The organism is Pseudomonas hygromyciniae, from assembly GCF_016925675.1.
Lineage (GTDB): Bacteria > Pseudomonadota > Gammaproteobacteria > Pseudomonadales > Pseudomonadaceae > Aquipseudomonas > Aquipseudomonas hygromyciniae.
Genome location: NZ_CP070506.1, coordinates 1,274,577 through 1,286,993 on the forward strand (window position 1 = coordinate 1,274,577; position 12,417 = coordinate 1,286,993).

Consider the following 12,417-nt stretch of genomic DNA (forward strand, 5'->3'; position numbering starts at 1 on the left):
TCGCCAACGAGTGCTGCCCGCCATGGAAATCAACCCGATCCTTAACACCATCAAGGACCTGTCCGAGCGCTCCGAAACTATTCGGGGGTATCTTTGACTACGATCAAAAGCATGAGCGTCTGACCGAAGTCAATCGCGAGCTTGAAGATCCGGCTGTCTGGAACAAACCTGAATACGCCCAGGAACTGGGCCGCGAGCGCGCTGCGCTGGCGCAGATCGTCGACACTCTCGACGAATTGAACACCGGTCTGGGCGACTGCCGCGACCTGCTGGACATGGCCGTCGAAGAAAACGACGAAGGCGCAGTGGGCGATGTCGCCGCCGAGCTGGCCCGTCTCGAGGAAAACCTCGCCAAACTCGAATTCCGCCGCATGTTCAGCCATGAAATGGACCCGAACAACGCTTACCTGGATATCCAGGCCGGTTCCGGCGGCACCGAAGCCCAGGACTGGGCCAACATCCTGCTGCGCATGTACCTGCGCTGGGCTGACAAACGCGGTTTCGAAGCCACCATCATGGAACTGTCCGCCGGTGAAGTCGCTGGTATCAAGGGCGCGACCGTGCATATCAAGGGCGAATACGCTTTTGGCTGGCTGCGGACCGAGATCGGCGTACACCGTCTCGTGCGCAAGAGTCCGTTTGACTCCGGCAACCGCCGTCATACCTCGTTCTCTGCAGTGTTTGTCTCGCCAGAGATCGACGACAAAGTCGAAATCGAGATCAACCCGGCCGACCTGCGCATCGACACCTACCGCTCCTCCGGTGCCGGTGGCCAGCACGTAAACACCACTGACTCGGCCGTACGTATCACCCACGTACCGACCAACACCGTGGTCAGTTGCCAGAACGAACGTTCCCAGCACGCCAACAAGGACACCGCCATGAAAATGCTGCGGGCCAAGTTGTACGAGCAGGAAATGCAGAAGCGCAACGCCGCTTCCCAGGCGCTGGAAGATACCAAGTCGGATATCGGCTGGGGTCACCAGATCCGTTCGTATGTGCTCGATGCGTCGCGGATCAAGGATCTGCGCACTAACATCGAACGCAGCGACTGCGACAAGGTGCTCGACGGTGATATCGACGAATACCTGGAAGCCAGCCTGAAATCAGGCCTGTAATACGCTGACAAACCGCGATCCCTGTAGGAGCCGGCTTGCCGGCGATCCCCGGCCTGAGCCTGGGACAACGAACCCGATGGAATATTTAAAGACATGAGCGACCAACAACTCGACCAGGCCCTGCAACAGGAAGAAAACTCCCTGATCGCCCTGCGCAAGGAAAAGCTTGCTGCCGAGCGCGCCAAGGGTAATGCCTTCCCCAACGACTTCCGCCGCGAAAACTACTGCGATGCCTTGCAGAAGCAGTACGCGGACAAGACCAAGGAAGAGCTGGCTGAAGCGGCGATCCCGGTCAAGGTGGCAGGTCGCATCATGCTCAACCGTGGCTCGTTCATGGTGATCCAGGACATGACCGGGCGTATCCAGGTCTACGTCAACCGCAAGACGCTCTCGGAAGAAACCCTGGCCTCGGTGAAAACCTGGGACATGGGCGACATCATTGCCGCCGAAGGCACCCTGGCCCGTTCGGGCAAGGGCGACCTCTACGTCGAAATGACCAACGTGCGCCTGCTGACCAAGTCGCTGCGCCCGCTGCCAGACAAGCACCACGGCCTGACCGACACCGAGCAGCGTTATCGCCAGCGCTACGTCGACCTGATCGTCAACGAAGAAGTGCGCCAGACCTTCCGTGTGCGTTCGCAAGTGATCGCACACATCCGCAGTTTCCTGATGGCACGTGACTTCCTCGAAGTCGAGACGCCGATGCTGCAGACCATTCCGGGCGGCGCGGCAGCCAAGCCGTTCGAAACCCACCACAATGCCCTGGACATGGAAATGTTCCTGCGTATCGCGCCGGAGCTGTACCTCAAGCGCCTGGTAGTGGGCGGCTTTGAAAAAGTGTTCGAGATCAACCGCAACTTCCGTAACGAAGGTGTCTCGACCCGTCACAACCCAGAATTCACCATGTTGGAGTTCTACCAGGCCTACGCCGACTACGAAGACAACATGGACCTGACCGAAGAACTGTTCCGCGAACTGGCGCAGTTGGTCCTGGGCAGCACCGATGTGCCGTACGGCGACAAGGTATTCCACTTCGGCGAGCCGTTCGTGCGTCTGTCGGTGTTCGATTCGATCCTCAAGTACAACCCTGAGCTGACCGCTGACGACCTGAACGACATCGACAAGGCCCGCGCCATTGCCAAGAAAGCCGGGGCCAAGGTCCTGGGCTTCGAAGGCCTGGGCAAGCTGCAGGTGATGATTTTCGAAGAGCTGGTGGAGCACAAGCTGGAACAGCCGCACTTCATTACCCAGTACCCGTTCGAAGTGTCGCCGCTGGCCCGTCGCAACGATGACAACCCGAACGTCACCGACCGTTTCGAGCTGTTCATCGGTGGTCGCGAAATCGCCAACGCCTACTCCGAGCTTAACGACGCGGAAGACCAGGCCGAGCGCTTCATGGCCCAGGTGGCCGACAAGGACGCCGGTGACGACGAGGCCATGCACTACGACGCCGATTTCGTACGGGCGCTGGAGTACGGCATGCCGCCAACGGCTGGCGAAGGTATCGGTATCGACCGCCTGGTGATGTTGTTGACCAACTCACCGTCGATCCGCGATGTGATCTTGTTCCCGCACATGCGGCCACAAGCGTAACCTTAGCGAATCCAGAAGCCGCCTTTAATAAGGCGGCTTTTTTGTGTGGCCTGTACTAACGTCAAGCGTACGGCGCCAGAGTTTTGTTGAGTAAGAGGACGATCTTTCGTGAAGCGCGTAATGGCTCAAGAGGGCGCCGCTGGCATCGCCGCCGCCGTGGCAGAAAGTGTTCAGTACCAGGGCCGCAAGGCCAGTCGCCAGGGCAGCGAGCAGCGTCGCCAGGATATCCTTGATGCGGCCATGCGCATTGTCGTGCGCGATGGTGTGCGGGCCGTGCGCCATCGCGCGGTGGCGGCAGAGGCCGGTGTGCCACTGTCGGCCACCACCTACTATTTCAAGGATATCGACGACCTGCTCACCGACACCTTTGCCCAATATGTGGAGCGCAGTGCAGCGTTCATGGGCAAGTTGTGGGTGCGCAACGAGGGCTTGTTGCGGGAAATGGTGGCCTACGGTGATGGCAGTGCCGAGTCACGCTCGCAACTGGCCGATGATATTGCGCGCCTGACCGCCGATTACGTGCTGCGCCAACTGCTTAACCGTCGCGAATACTTGATGGCCGAACAGGCGTTTCGCCAGGAGGCCTTGTTGAACCCGCGCTTGGGCGAGCTGGTCCGTTCTCACCAGCAGATTTTGTTGCAGGGCACTTGCCAGTTTTTCCAGGTGCTGGGCTCCCGTGAGCCGCAACAGGATGCCAAAGTGTTGACGGCGATTATCAGTCGGATGGAATATCAGGGCCTGCTGTTCGAGCCCGAGGCGCTGACCGGTGAAGAAATGCTCGAGATTCTCAAGCGTTACATGCACCTGGTCCTGGCCTCGGTCTAAGGTTTTAGCAGCACTATGGACCCGCCCATGTAGGAGCGAGCTTGCTCGCGAAGGGCGTTAACGATAACGCGGGGAACCTGACTCCCGGCGTTGCCCTCAGGCTTTTCGCGAGCAAGCTCGCTCCTACAGAAGATCGCTCATTGCTGGAGTATCCGATGAAAGCTTGGCGTGTAATGGTGATCGCAATGTCGTTCCTGCTTCTGGGCGGCTGCCTGGTGACCTTCAAGGAGCCTTTGCCGGCCAGTGAGGCTGCACCGGATGCGCTGTTGGGCAAGTGGGCCAGCAAGAATGCCTGGGGCGAACCGCTCAACCTGCAGATCAGCCGCGCAGGCAATCATCGCTACAAGGCGGTGAGCACCTCGCAGACCAAACCGGTCAAGCGCGACGAATACCTGTTCAGCGTGTCCCGCCACGGCAACCGCTGGTACCTGTCGGCGCCGCTGCCGGACAAGCTCGGCGGGCACTTTATCCTCGCCGGCTTCGAATTCAATGATGCCCGCGAATTGGTGGTCTACTACCTCGATCCCGAGGCGATCAACCAGGCCATCGCGCAGAAAATCCTGCAGGGCAGCAGTGTGGAAACAGTCGAGGGCGACGGGACATTGATCGACAGCCCCATCAATCAGGTCCTGGCTTACCTGGATGATCCGGCCAACGCCGATGTGTTTGTCGAAGCCGTGCGCTATCAGCGTGTTGGCAAATAACGTTTAAAGAGGAAGCACCAGGTGGACGATTACCAGCAGACGATACGCACCTTGTCCGATCGCATTGTGCTGGCGCAAACACCGATTCGCGTCCTCGACGCCGTGAAGTGGGACGACAACATTCGCAAGGGCTTCCTCCAGGGCAAGGGCAAGCACATGCCGGCGGTGGACCGCGATTATTACTTGAACCGGCCACTGTCGTTCGATTCGAGCAAGGTGAAGCTGGAGTTCCAGAACATCGAGCGTGATATCACCCGCCAGTTGGGCCAGTTCAATCCGGTTGGGCAGATCATGCGGCGCATGTGCAAGGAGTACCGCATGGTGGTGCGCATGCTCGAGGCCCGTGGCACCGAGGATTTCGGCCTGATTTCCCAGGAGCTCTACGGCGCCGCGTCCGATGCATTCCATGCCGGCGACCCGACCCTGGCCGACCTGGGCCTGATGCTTTCCGACTACTTGAACAACATCGACGGGCGTGGCGACCTCAAGGACGAAGCCAAGACCTTGACCGCCAAGGACGCCGTGAGCCTGCTGCAAAGCCGTCTGAACAAGGTGTTTGGCGAGGCTGAGGAAACCATCCGCGTATTTGAGTCCGACGGCATCGTGGCTGACGCCGCGGCGGGTGCCGACTACATCAAGATCCGCGCCGATGCGATGTTCAACGAGCGTGATGTGCGAGCCCTGGAAGTCCACGAGGGGCTGGTCCACGTGGGCACCACCCTTAATGGCCAGAACCAGCCGATCTGCACCTTCCTGTCCAAGGGGCCACCGTCGTCGACCGTGACCCAGGAAGGCCTGGCGATCCTCATGGAGATCATCACCTTCGCCTCCTACCCCAGCCGCCTGCGCAAGCTGACCAACCGCACCCGCGCGATCCATATGGTGGAAGAGGGCGCCGATTTCCTGCAGGTGTTCGAGTTCTTCCGCGAGCAAGGCTTTGAAATGGCCGAGAGCTACGGCAACGCCAGCCGGGTGTTCCGTGGCTCGACGCCGACGGGCCTGCCGTTTACCAAGGATTTGTCCTATCTCAAGGGCTTTATCATGGTCTACAACTACATCCAGTTGGCCGTGCGTAAAGGCAAGCTGGAGCAGGTGCCGCTGTTGTTCTGCGGCAAGACCACCCTGGAAGACATGCGTACCTTGCGCCAGTTGGTGGACGAAGGCCTGGTGGTCCCGCCTAAATACCTGCCGGACCAGTTCCGCGATATGAACGCGTTGTCGGCGTGGATGTGTTTCTCAAACTTCCTCAACCACCTGAGCCTGGATCGGATCGAGGCGGATTACTCCAATATCCTCTGACCCACCCCCATCAACTGTAGGAGCCGGCTTGCCGGCGATAGCTATCTCACAGGTAGACCGCGATCGCCGGCAAGCCGGCTCCTACAGTGTCCTCACCCACTTACGAGGTTTCAACGGATGAGACTGCTCGCCATTCTATGCCTGCTTCTGACCCTCAATGGCTGCAGCTCGCTGTTGTTCTATCCCGAGCCCGGCCTGCCCTTTACCCCGCAACAGGCGCGCCTGGAATACCGTGACGTCACCCTGACCACCGCCGACGGCGTGCAGCTGCGTGCCTGGTGGTTGCCGGCCAAGCCCGGCGTGCCGCTCAAGGGTACGGTGCTGCACCTGCACGGCAACGGTGGCAACCTGTCCGGGCATCTCGGGGGCAGTTGGTGGTTGCCAGCCCAGGGTTATCAAGTGCTGATGCTGGACTACCGCGGCTATGGCGTATCGGAGGGCAAACCTGCGTTGCCGGCCATCTACCAGGACCTGGATGCCGCTTTCCAGTGGCTCGACCAGGCGCCCGAAACCCAGGGCCAGCCGCTGGTCGTCCTGGGCCAGAGCCTGGGCGGGGCGTTGGCGGTGCATTACCTGGCGGCTCACCCTGCGCGCCAGCCCCGGCTCAAGGCGCTGGTGTTGGACGGGGTGCCTGCCAGTTATCGTGATGTAGGGCAATTCGCCCTGAGTACTTCCTGGCTAACATGGCCGTTTCAGGTGCCGTTGTCGTGGCTGGTGCCGGACAGCGACAGCGCGATCCATGGCATGCCACAGCTGACCGGCGTGCCGAAACTGCTGTTCCATAGTCTGGATGATCCGATCGTGCCGCTTTCCAACGGCATCCGTCTGTATCAAGCTGCGCCGCCGCCCAGGGTGCTGCAACTGACCCGGGGTGGGCATGTGCAGACCTTTGCCGACAAGACCTGGCAAACCGTGATGCTGCGCTACCTTGAAGATCCGCAGCATTTCAATGGCCTGCGCCGCCTGGGGGAAATCCCCAATTACCCGGCGGCCGCCAATCCTAAAGTTGAATCATCAGAGAGCCCGCAATGAGCGAAGAACGCAACATGATCCCCCTGATCCTCACCGGCATCGGCACCATCATCGGCACCGTTGGCTGCCTGTGGTACTACGGTTACCTGCACTTCGCCAAGCCCGAGGATGCGTTGCTGCTCAGCGACTACACCATGCTCAAGACCGTGCCTGGCGAGGACTATAAAGTCTCCCTGACCCCGGCGCCCCAGGTGGCGCAATGCGTGGATGGCGTGCTGGTGCTGTTCGACACCGAGCAAAAGGGGCTGACGGGCGTGCTGGTGAACAGCAAGAAGCAGGCAGTGCGCTGCATGGGCCAGGAAACACCGCAGTTGCAACAGTGACCAAACCGGTAATTTTTGGAACCACATTCCGTATTAAGCCACTGATTGGAGGGTCAGCACCGCTGACAAGCAACCCTTCAACTATGTGGAGCATCGCGATGAGTATTGGTGGAATAGGTGGTTTAAGCGGGTTTGGTAACTTCGGCGGCGTCGGCCTTGGTGATTCCGGCAACATGGTCGGCAAGGACGTGGGCGGCGCTCAGCAGCAGGGCAAAACTGACCCTGAAGCCTTGAAAAAGCTCCTGGAGATGCTGTTGGCCGGTGCCGGTGGTGCAGGCGGCTCCCAGGGCGCTGGCGTCAGTGGTGCCGGCGAAGGGGATGAGCAAGACCTGCTGCGCAAACAGATCAATAGCGAAAAACAGCAGGGTATGCAGAACATGATGCCCCAGGAAAACAACAACCCGGTCAAGTTCGGCTAATCGGAAGAAACCTGCCGGCAGGTGTTTTTTTGCAAAAAAAAGCCCTGCCTGGAACTCAGGCAGGGCTTTCAGACCGGTAGACGTCAGTCGGTTATTGCACCGAAGAACGTGGTTTGACCGGCTGGTTGTCGTTGGAGATGGTCACTTCAACGCGGCGGTTCATGGCACGGCCCGAAACGCTGCCGTTATCGGCAATCGGGTATTCCTTGCCATAGCCTGCGGTCACGATGCGGCTTGGGTTAACGCCCATCTTGATCAGCGCGACCTGTACCGAAGTGGCACGGCGCTCAGACAGGGTCTGGTTGTAGGCCGCGCTGCCAGTGCTGTCGGTGTAGCCTTCAACGATGACTTTGCGATCCGGGTTTTCCTGGAGGAATTGCGCCAGTTTGTTGATGTTCATCAGGCCGCTGGATTTCAGGTCGGCCTTGTTGGTGGCGAACAGCACGTCACCGAAAGTCACCAGAGTACCGCGTTCGGTCTGCTTGGCATTCAAGCTGTTTTGCAGTTGCTTGATCTGCGCGTCGCGGGCTTCGAGCAGGGCGCGGGCACGTTCGTCGCCGGCGTTTTTCAGCTTGGCTTCGGACTCGCGCAGTGCAATGGTGTCCTTGGCGACTTCAACACGCTGATTGGTCAGGTAGGCCAGTTGGTCGACCTTCTTCTCGTCTTCCTTGTCGCGATAGGCCTTGTCGGCCTTGTCCAGCCATTCGCTGGCGTCCTTGGTTTCCAGGGCGGCGATTTTGGTCGCTTGCGGGTTGGCTTGCAGGGCCGAGAAGTTGGTCCGTGCGTTTTCCAGGTTCGCGTTAGGCGGGGTGGAGCAGGCCGCCAGAGCAACGCTCATCGCCAGCAGGGCAGGGATCATCAATTGTTTACGCATAATGGTGTCGTCCTTTCAATTCGATTTCGGATGCGATGCAAACAAGGGCGTTGCTTACTTCTGCTGGATCACAGCAGGGCGCATGCCTTCGTTACGCAGCTCCTGAACAGCCTTCTGGGAGTCCTTGAGCGCCAGATCAGCCTTGGCAGCCTGGGCCTTGCGCTCTGCAACGCGAGCGTCCCACTCAGCCTGTTCGGCCAGACGACGGGCTTCGTCGTACTTCTTGTCATGCATGGCCAGCTCGGCTTGCTTGAGCTTGTCTTGGGCAGCTTTCATTTCCACGGCAGCGTACTCGGTACCGCCAGCGCTTACGGCGCTGTTCACGGCCGATTGGGTCACCGCGTACTGCTCGGTCGGCGGGTTGCCGGCGCAGCCCGCGAGGACGAAGCTGGTGCCGATTGCCAACGCGGCCAATTTAAGCCCGCGCAGGTGGTTAAACGAGGATTTGGCAGTGCTGGTCTTCATCGTCTTCAACTCCATTGGATAACTCCTGAAAAACATCAAATCCATCTACGGTGTTCAGCGTCTGCGTTTTGGCGGTGAAGCTCAGTTTGCCTTTTCAAACGCCTGTTCCAAGTGATGGCTTACTGGCTGTGACCCGAGGCTTTTTTGAATAGTTCAGCCAAAGATGGCGATTTGCCCGAAAAAATATCTGAACAAATCTGACTGAAGGGTCAGCGTTTAAAAGTTGGAACTTTTGCCACGTGCAGCGGTATGCCGGGCCTATAAAAGGCCCGGTGCGCAGGGGGATGGAGTTTTTTCGCGGATGTTTATCAGTGTTTCTGATCGTCAGGCATCGCCGACAGATCATGCAGGTAGCGCCGTGACAGCGACAGGAAGCGTGGCGTCGGGCCGATATCCTCATACAGCGGATCACCCTCTTCATCGGTGGCAACCACATGCTGGCCCTGGATATAGGGAAAGCTGGTTTCCAGCTCTTCGAGGGCGGCGCCGATCAGTTCGCCGAGCAATTCCTCGGTGCTGCGCTTGGGGTACATCTCGCGGATGGCCGCCAGCCGTGCGGCGGCCTCTACATCCAGGTGGATGGCATATTCGGTCCGGGTCAGGCGACCCTTGGCGGTTTCTTCCCAATGCTGGGCCAGTTCTCGGATTTTCATGGCAACCTCAGTTATGCCCAGGGTAGCGGGCGGTGATGAGTGACCGGTCGCGGCGTGGATAACGCGACGACGTATCTTTGAGACTAGCTGCAACCGCCAAGGTTTAAAGTTCCTTGTAAGACCGCGCCTTGATCGGCACTCTTGAAGGTCAAAGCGTCCCGGATTCTGGCTGGAGATTGGCTGATGAGCGATATCGATGCACGTTTGCGTGAAGATGTTCACCTGCTGGGTGAACTGCTGGGCAACACGATTCGAGAGCAGTACGGTGATGAGTTCCTCGCCAAGATCGAGCAGATCCGCAAAGGCGCAAAGGCCGATCGTCGTGGTGGCGCCACGGAGGCGGCGGCCGGCGAAGAACTCAGTGCCAGCCTCAACCAATTGCAGGAAGACGAGCTGCTGCCGGTGGCGCGTGCGTTCAATCAGTTCCTTAACCTGGCCAATATCGCCGAACAGTACCAACTGATTCACCGGCGTGATGAATCACAGCCTGCCCCATTCGAATCGCGAGTGCTCCCCGAGTTGCTGGCGCGCCTGCAGCATGAAGGCCATAGCAGCGAATCTTTGGCCCGACAGTTGGCGCGCCTGGAAATCGAACTGGTGCTCACCGCCCACCCGACCGAAGTCGCGCGTCGCACGCTGATCCAGAAATACGACGCTATCGCCGCCCAATTGGCCTTGCAGGATCACCGTGACCTGACCGGTGCTGAGCGCGAGCAGATTCGCCAACGTTTGCAACGGCTGATCGCCGAAGCCTGGCACACCGAAGAAATCCGCCGCACTCGGCCCACTCCCGTGGACGAGGCCAAATGGGGATTTGCGGTAATCGAGCATTCGCTGTGGCACGCCATCCCCAACTATCTGCGCAAAGCCGATCAAGCCTTGCACGCCGCCACCGGCCTGCGCCTGCCCTTGGAGGCGGCACCGATCCGCTTTGCCTCGTGGATGGGCGGTGACCGCGACGGCAACCCCAACGTGACGGCACCCGTGACCCGCGAAGTGCTGTTGCTGGCGCGCTGGATGGCGGCGGATCTGTACTTGCGCGACATCGATCACTTGGCATCGGAGCTGTCGATGCAGCAGGCCAGCCCCGAGTTGCAGGCCAAGGTCGGTGATAGCGTCGAGCCTTATCGGGCCTTGCTCAAACAACTGCGCGAACGCCTGCGCGCCACGCGCAATTGGGCGCATGCGGCGTTGACCAGCAGCATCCCGGCGCCGGCCGATGTGCTGCAAAACAATCGCGACCTGCTGGAGCCGCTGGAGTTGTGCTACCAGTCCCTGCACGCCTGCGGCATGGGGGTGATTGCCGACGGCCCGTTGCTTGATTGCCTGCGCCGAGCGGTAACGTTCGGCCTGTTCCTGGTACGCCTGGATGTGCGCCAGGACTCCAGCCGGCATTCGGCGGCGATGACCGAGATCACCGACTACCTGGGCCTGGGCCGCTATGAGGAATGGGACGAAGACGCGCGCATCACCTTCCTGATGAAGGAGCTGGCCAACCGTCGCCCATTGCTGCCGGGCTATTTCAAGCCTTCGGCCGATACCGCCGAGGTGCTCAATACCTGTAAGGAAATTGCCGCTGCGCCGGCGGCTTCCCTCGGTTCCTACGTCATCTCCATGGCGGGCGCGGCATCCGATGTGTTGGCGGTGCAGTTGTTACTCAAGGAGTCCGGGGTGCAGCGGCCGATGCGCGTGGTGCCGTTGTTCGAGACCCTGGCCGACCTGGACAATGCCGGCCCGGTGATCGAACACCTGTTGCTGTTGCCCGGCTACCGTGCGCGGTTGCAAGGCCCGCAGGAAGTGATGATCGGCTACTCGGACTCGGCCAAGGATGCCGGCACCACCGCCGCGGCCTGGGCGCAGTACCGGGCCCAGGAGCGCCTGGTGGATATCTGTCGCGAGCAGCAGGTTGAACTGCTGTTGTTCCATGGGCGCGGCGGCACCGTGGGCCGTGGCGGCGGCCCGGCCCACGCGGCGATTCTGTCGCAGCCGCCGGGTTCGGTCGCCGGGCGTTTTCGCACCACCGAGCAAGGCGAGATGATTCGCTTCAAGTTCGGCTTGCCGGATATCGCCGAGCAGAACCTCAACCTGTACCTGGCCGCGGTGCTGGAGGCGACCTTGCTGCCACCGCCGCCACCAGAGCCGGCCTGGCGGCATTTGATGGATGAGTTGGCGGCCGATGGCGTGAGTGCCTATCGCGCGGTGGTGCGGGAAAATCCGCAGTTCGTCGAGTACTTCCGCCAGTCCACACCCGAGCAGGAACTGGGCCGCTTGCCCCTGGGCAGTCGCCCGGCCAAGCGCCGTGCGGGGGGCATCGAAAGTCTGCGGGCGATCCCGTGGATTTTCGGCTGGACCCAGACCCGCCTGATGCTGCCGGCCTGGCTGGGCTGGGAAGCGGCATTGAGCAAGGCCCTGGAGCGTGGCGAAGGTGAGTTGCTGGGGCAGATGCGCGAACAGTGGCCGTTCTTCCGCACCCGTATCGACATGCTGGAGATGGTCCTGGCCAAGGCCGACGCCGATATCGCCCGCCTGTACGACGAGCGTCTGGTGCAGCCCGACCTGCTGCCGTTGGGTGCGCATTTACGCGACCTATTGTCGCAGGCGTGCGCCGTGGTGCTTGGCTTGACCGGGCAGTCGCAGCTGCTGGCCCACAGTCCTGACACCCTGGAGTTCATCCGCCTGCGCAACACCTACCTCGACCCGTTGCACCTGTTGCAGGCCGAGCTGCTGGCCCGCTCTCGCCAGCAGGAAGCGACACAGGACAGCCCTCTGGAACAGGCGCTGCTGGTGTCCGTGGCTGGTATTGCCGCCGGGCTGCGTAATACCGGCTGACATTTCTGGCGTGTTCTCAAGGGCTTGCACACAAAACCGCCGGCTGACCCGAAAGGGCTCTGCCGGCGGTTTTGTGTCGGGGTTGCACCAAGGGATACCGCGACCAAAAGGCTTGTGGGGTGCGGGTTCTTCCGACTTTTGGCGGCTTGTGTGGTTAGGGCTCGCTGTGTATCTTGATCAGCCTTTGGCCGTTTGGGCGGCCTGGATTCGTATTTTTACGAGCATATTCTACGAGATTGGCCCCACGCGGCGAATCCGAGCGTCATCTCTATAAAAAATTGAG

At 60.4% G+C, this 12,417-nt stretch carries 12 protein-coding genes; 9 read left to right on the forward strand and 3 right to left on the reverse strand.

The features are described 5' to 3' along the window. Positions 1–22 precede the first annotated feature (22 nt). The 8 genes from prfB to JTY93_RS05555 all read left to right on the forward strand — a co-directional run bounded on the left by prfB (position 23) and on the right by JTY93_RS05555 (position 7,313). A protein-coding gene (prfB, locus tag JTY93_RS05520) for a peptide chain release factor 2 (protein ID WP_205477605.1) occupies positions 23–1,118 on the forward strand; the annotation gives its coding sequence in 2 pieces (ribosomal slippage) (positions 23–94 and positions 96–1,118; 1,095 coding nt in all). 93 nt (positions 1,119–1,211) lie between these two features. Further along, on the forward strand, positions 1,212–2,711 hold the full coding sequence (lysS, locus tag JTY93_RS05525) for a lysine--tRNA ligase (RefSeq protein WP_169996798.1): 1,500 nt from the start codon (positions 1,212–1,214) through the stop codon (positions 2,709–2,711). A 108-nt stretch (positions 2,712–2,819) separates the two neighbouring features. Beyond that, a complete protein-coding gene (locus tag JTY93_RS05530; protein WP_029300174.1) occupies positions 2,820–3,536 on the forward strand; it encodes a TetR/AcrR family transcriptional regulator in 717 nt (238 codons plus the stop codon). A 155-nt stretch (positions 3,537–3,691) separates the two neighbouring features. Next, entirely contained in the window at positions 3,692–4,240 is a 549-nt protein-coding gene (locus JTY93_RS05535) for a hypothetical protein (RefSeq protein WP_205477606.1), read from the forward strand. Positions 4,241–4,261: 21 nt separating this feature from the next. Next, complete coding sequence (locus JTY93_RS05540; RefSeq protein WP_029300170.1) at positions 4,262–5,539, forward strand: flavohemoglobin expression-modulating QEGLA motif protein; 1,278 nt, start codon at positions 4,262–4,264, stop codon at positions 5,537–5,539. 117 nt (positions 5,540–5,656) lie between these two features. Then, a complete protein-coding gene (locus tag JTY93_RS05545; protein WP_205477607.1) occupies positions 5,657–6,571 on the forward strand; it encodes an alpha/beta hydrolase in 915 nt (304 codons plus the stop codon). Beyond that, positions 6,568–6,894, forward strand: coding sequence for a PA3694 family proteiin (locus JTY93_RS05550; RefSeq protein WP_038446400.1), 327 nt, complete (start codon positions 6,568–6,570; stop codon positions 6,892–6,894). Before JTY93_RS05545 ends, JTY93_RS05550 begins: the two co-directional genes overlap by 4 nt. A gap of 98 nt (positions 6,895–6,992) precedes the next feature. Next, positions 6,993–7,313, forward strand: coding sequence for a hypothetical protein (locus tag JTY93_RS05555; RefSeq protein WP_205477608.1), 321 nt, complete (start codon positions 6,993–6,995; stop codon positions 7,311–7,313). A gap of 91 nt (positions 7,314–7,404) precedes the next feature. Here the strand turns inward: JTY93_RS05555 and lptF are convergent, their stop codons facing one another. The 3 genes from lptF to JTY93_RS05570 all read right to left on the reverse strand — a co-directional run bounded on the left by lptF (position 7,405) and on the right by JTY93_RS05570 (position 9,305). Continuing rightward, complete coding sequence (gene lptF, locus JTY93_RS05560; protein WP_029300161.1) at positions 7,405–8,187, reverse strand: lipotoxin F family OmpA-related lipoprotein LptF; 783 nt, start codon at positions 8,185–8,187, stop codon at positions 7,405–7,407. Positions 8,188–8,241: 54 nt separating this feature from the next. Then, the gene (locus JTY93_RS05565; RefSeq protein WP_029300159.1) at positions 8,242–8,667 is read right to left on the reverse strand and encodes a DUF4398 domain-containing protein; all 426 of its coding nucleotides are present in this window, start codon (positions 8,665–8,667) and stop codon (positions 8,242–8,244) included. A 293-nt stretch (positions 8,668–8,960) separates the two neighbouring features. Then, positions 8,961–9,305, reverse strand: a complete 345-nt coding sequence (locus tag JTY93_RS05570) for a pilin assembly protein (protein WP_205477609.1) — start codon at positions 9,303–9,305, stop codon at positions 8,961–8,963. Positions 9,306–9,488: 183 nt separating this feature from the next. Here JTY93_RS05570 and ppc point away from each other — a divergent pair, with 183 nt between their 5' ends. Continuing rightward, positions 9,489–12,134, forward strand: a complete 2,646-nt coding sequence (gene ppc, locus JTY93_RS05575) for a phosphoenolpyruvate carboxylase (protein ID WP_205477610.1) — start codon at positions 9,489–9,491, stop codon at positions 12,132–12,134. The last annotated feature ends 283 nt before the right edge of the window (positions 12,135–12,417 follow it).

What these genes read in the sequence shown, in the direction of transcription:
- lysS (WP_169996798.1), top strand. Translation starts at nt 1,212, where the DNA reads ATGAGCGACCAACAACTCGACCAGGCCCTGCAACAGGAAGAAAACTCC.
- JTY93_RS05535 (WP_205477606.1), top strand. Translation starts at nt 3,692, where the DNA reads ATGAAAGCTTGGCGTGTAATGGTGATCGCAATGTCGTTCCTGCTTCTG.
- JTY93_RS05545 (WP_205477607.1), top strand. Translation starts at nt 5,657, where the DNA reads ATGAGACTGCTCGCCATTCTATGCCTGCTTCTGACCCTCAATGGCTGC.
- JTY93_RS05550 (WP_038446400.1), top strand. Translation starts at nt 6,568, where the DNA reads ATGAGCGAAGAACGCAACATGATCCCCCTGATCCTCACCGGCATCGGC.
- JTY93_RS05555 (WP_205477608.1), top strand. Translation starts at nt 6,993, where the DNA reads ATGAGTATTGGTGGAATAGGTGGTTTAAGCGGGTTTGGTAACTTCGGC.
- lptF (WP_029300161.1), bottom strand. Translation starts at nt 8,187, where the DNA reads ATGCGTAAACAATTGATGATCCCTGCCCTGCTGGCGATGAGCGTTGCT.
- JTY93_RS05565 (WP_029300159.1), bottom strand. Translation starts at nt 8,667, where the DNA reads ATGGAGTTGAAGACGATGAAGACCAGCACTGCCAAATCCTCGTTTAAC.
- JTY93_RS05570 (WP_205477609.1), bottom strand. Translation starts at nt 9,305, where the DNA reads ATGAAAATCCGAGAACTGGCCCAGCATTGGGAAGAAACCGCCAAGGGT.
- ppc (WP_205477610.1), top strand. Translation starts at nt 9,489, where the DNA reads ATGAGCGATATCGATGCACGTTTGCGTGAAGATGTTCACCTGCTGGGT.